Source organism: Candidatus Poribacteria bacterium, from assembly GCA_021295755.1.
Taxonomy (GTDB): domain Bacteria; phylum Poribacteria; class WGA-4E; order WGA-4E; family PCPOR2b; genus PCPOR2b.
On record JAGWBT010000001.1, the window covers coordinates 86,754 to 89,245 of the forward strand.

Annotated in this window: 2 protein-coding genes and 1 pseudogene; all 3 read right to left on the reverse strand. The window is 44.0% G+C overall.

Translation table 11 applies throughout. The features are described from left to right. Positions 1 to 1,043 precede the first annotated feature (1,043 nt). The 3 genes and pseudogenes from J4G02_00370 to J4G02_00380 all read right to left on the reverse strand — a co-directional run bounded on the left by J4G02_00370 (position 1,044) and on the right by J4G02_00380 (position 2,293). Positions 1,044 to 1,430: a DUF3696 domain-containing protein gene (locus J4G02_00370; protein MCE2393050.1), complete on the reverse strand. Its 387-nt coding sequence runs from the start codon at positions 1,428 to 1,430 to the stop codon at positions 1,044 to 1,046. A gap of 39 nt (positions 1,431 to 1,469) precedes the next feature. Then, positions 1,470 to 1,748: a hypothetical protein gene (locus J4G02_00375; GenBank protein MCE2393051.1), complete on the reverse strand. Its 279-nt coding sequence runs from the start codon at positions 1,746 to 1,748 to the stop codon at positions 1,470 to 1,472. A gap of 172 nt (positions 1,749 to 1,920) precedes the next feature. Next, positions 1,921 to 2,293: pseudogene (locus J4G02_00380) on the reverse strand (AAA family ATPase). Positions 2,294 to 2,492 lie beyond the last annotated feature (199 nt).

Consider the following 2,492-nt stretch of genomic DNA (forward strand, 5'->3'; position numbering starts at 1 on the left):
AGGGGTGGATTTTTGATTTTAACCCCCTAAATCCCCCTTATCAGGGGGACTTATGAACGCGCCGCGTAAAGTGTTAACAAGTTGCTAGTTCTGTCTGAATTAGGATTCTCTGGATTGAAGGATTTACAGGATAATTCTGTGAAACGACTCATAACACGAATCGAGCCAAGCGGTCTGACTATGGACATTGCACCCTCCTACGATTTAGTGGTTTGGCAGGGCGCTGACAGGTAAAAAAAATATTTTCAATGTCCTATACGGGTATTCATAATTCGCGGGTGTGCCGAGAATCCCGATGGCCACTATACTTCAGCGGTTTTACAGATGTGTGCTAGCTATAGCGGTTGTCTGTGAAAGGTCTGTTGACCTGCCATATTACCTCGATTAAGATTTGCTATGCCATATTAACTTTGATTCAGGTTTGTTGACTGCCATATTCGCTTCGATTTATGAGCAAGATTCCACATAAATGTCATTAGTTTTTGGTTTTTTAACCATTTTGTTTGAAAAGTCGCAACCGGGCGATCTAACCTACAGATCAGGTGGAAGCAAGGAAGCGGGTCCCGACAAAGCCGAGGATCCCGAGAATCGGGAGAAGCGTGTAAAAACTCGCCCCCTGTGCCCCTGCTTCACACTACCAAATTTTCCCATTTTTCCCGCCGAAAGCGGGGGTGCCCCATTTAGGAAAGTGTCGCTCCCTCACGATAGGCTTGATAGAGTTCCCGTTTGAGATCTGCATTGACCTCCGGCTTCGATAATTTCGTGTAAAGTTCCAGTTTACTGTTGACGAAATCCAATAAAATTTCATCGATCACCTGATCAAATTTATACCGTTTGTTGGTCTCCGTATTATCCCCTTCAAGTGCACTTTTTGGTTAATGGTCACGATATCAACCTTATCCATCTATTATCAAGGACCAATTTCATCTCGCCACGCATAATTTCCTCAAGTTTCTCTCCACAGGTGTCCACGCAATCAGAGGAGGCTTGTTCTGAGCGTCCGTTGGCGACCACTACGACATTTGTGTCTACAATCACCGCCATTATTCGATTACTTTCCGCCGTTGCATTTCAGCTCTAGTCTTTTTAATTAACTCGCCTGCAGCATCGCCAAAGAAGTCTTGGGGCCAATTTCGGATGTTGCCGTATTCGTCCATGTTGAGGCGTTCAATTTCGGATGTGCTGTCGTTAATTTGGCAAAAATAAAGCGCGGTGTTATCCACCGAAATTTGCTTCTCGGCGATTCGGCGCATCAAGCGCAGCAACAAATTCTCGCTGTGGCTTTCAAGGATAATTTGTACATTCCGATTTTTCACGACATCAATCAGAACATCTGCCAACTCTGATTGCACTTTCGGATGCAGATGTGCCTCTGGTTGTTCAAGGATGAGGATTGAGCCTTGAGGGGCAGAATGACAGTGAATTAGCACTGGTAGAACTTGAGAAACACCGAACCCGACATCTGTGAGTCAAACCTCGGTACCGTCTTTGTACTTTTTGACAAGGAATTCATAATCCTTTCCTGTGTCAGAGATAGGGTGAAGACGGTAGGAATCGATCAGTTCTAACTGTTTTCGGGATTTGTTCATCAATGGAAAGGAGTCGAACTCGACCCGAAAGCATTGCAGGAATTGCTTTTTCCCCATACTGCCCAACACCCTCTGGATGGTCTCCCTCCCAAGTATAAGTGTGTCGAGGATATTCGCGGAGCGGACCAAGATAGCGGACTCGAGAGAATAGGTTTTCAAAATCCTCTTCAAATCTGGAAGAAATTTCCACGGTTTGAGTTTGCCCACCACAAAGCCCATAACACCGAAATAGATCTGGTTGCTCGACATTCAATCTATATAGATCAGTTTCATAATAAAAATTATTCATGGCGGACCGGACAATATTGGTTGAAAAAGAAATCTCTTCAGATCAATCTTGATAGCGTTGACTAGGAGACAGTGCTTCTAAATTCAAATTATAAGATCTAATATATTTATTAATATCTGCAACTGTAGAAGACTTCCACGACACAGAAATTTTGAGACTTAAATCCTGTTTGTGCTTGTGGATAACAGCATCGAAGTTACCTAAGTTGACCAACGACTCTTCATCACCAAAGTAGAGTGGTTCATTCCAATCCGGTGGACGTTCTGCGGTTTGCTTAAGCAAGCATTAGTAGTACTTGTAGTATACTGGTTTTGCCGGAGCTATTCGCGCCGAAAAGTCCAGTCAATGGAGCGAATTGTAGCCTACCGGTATCTTCCCATGACTTGAAATTTCGCGCTGTGAGTTCAGTAATCATAATTTATCTCTCCTTTCATAACCTTTGGTGATAGTTAGTGAGAAAGTCATTTCCGCATTGTTGAAGAGTTCATTGATTCATTCTTCTTACGTTCCACCCTTCGGATACACATGTCGCCCCTCTGGGGCTTTGGAGTATTTGTTTATCAACGTGCTATAAACATGTCGCCCCGCTGGGGCTTGGAGGAGGACGATTCGGC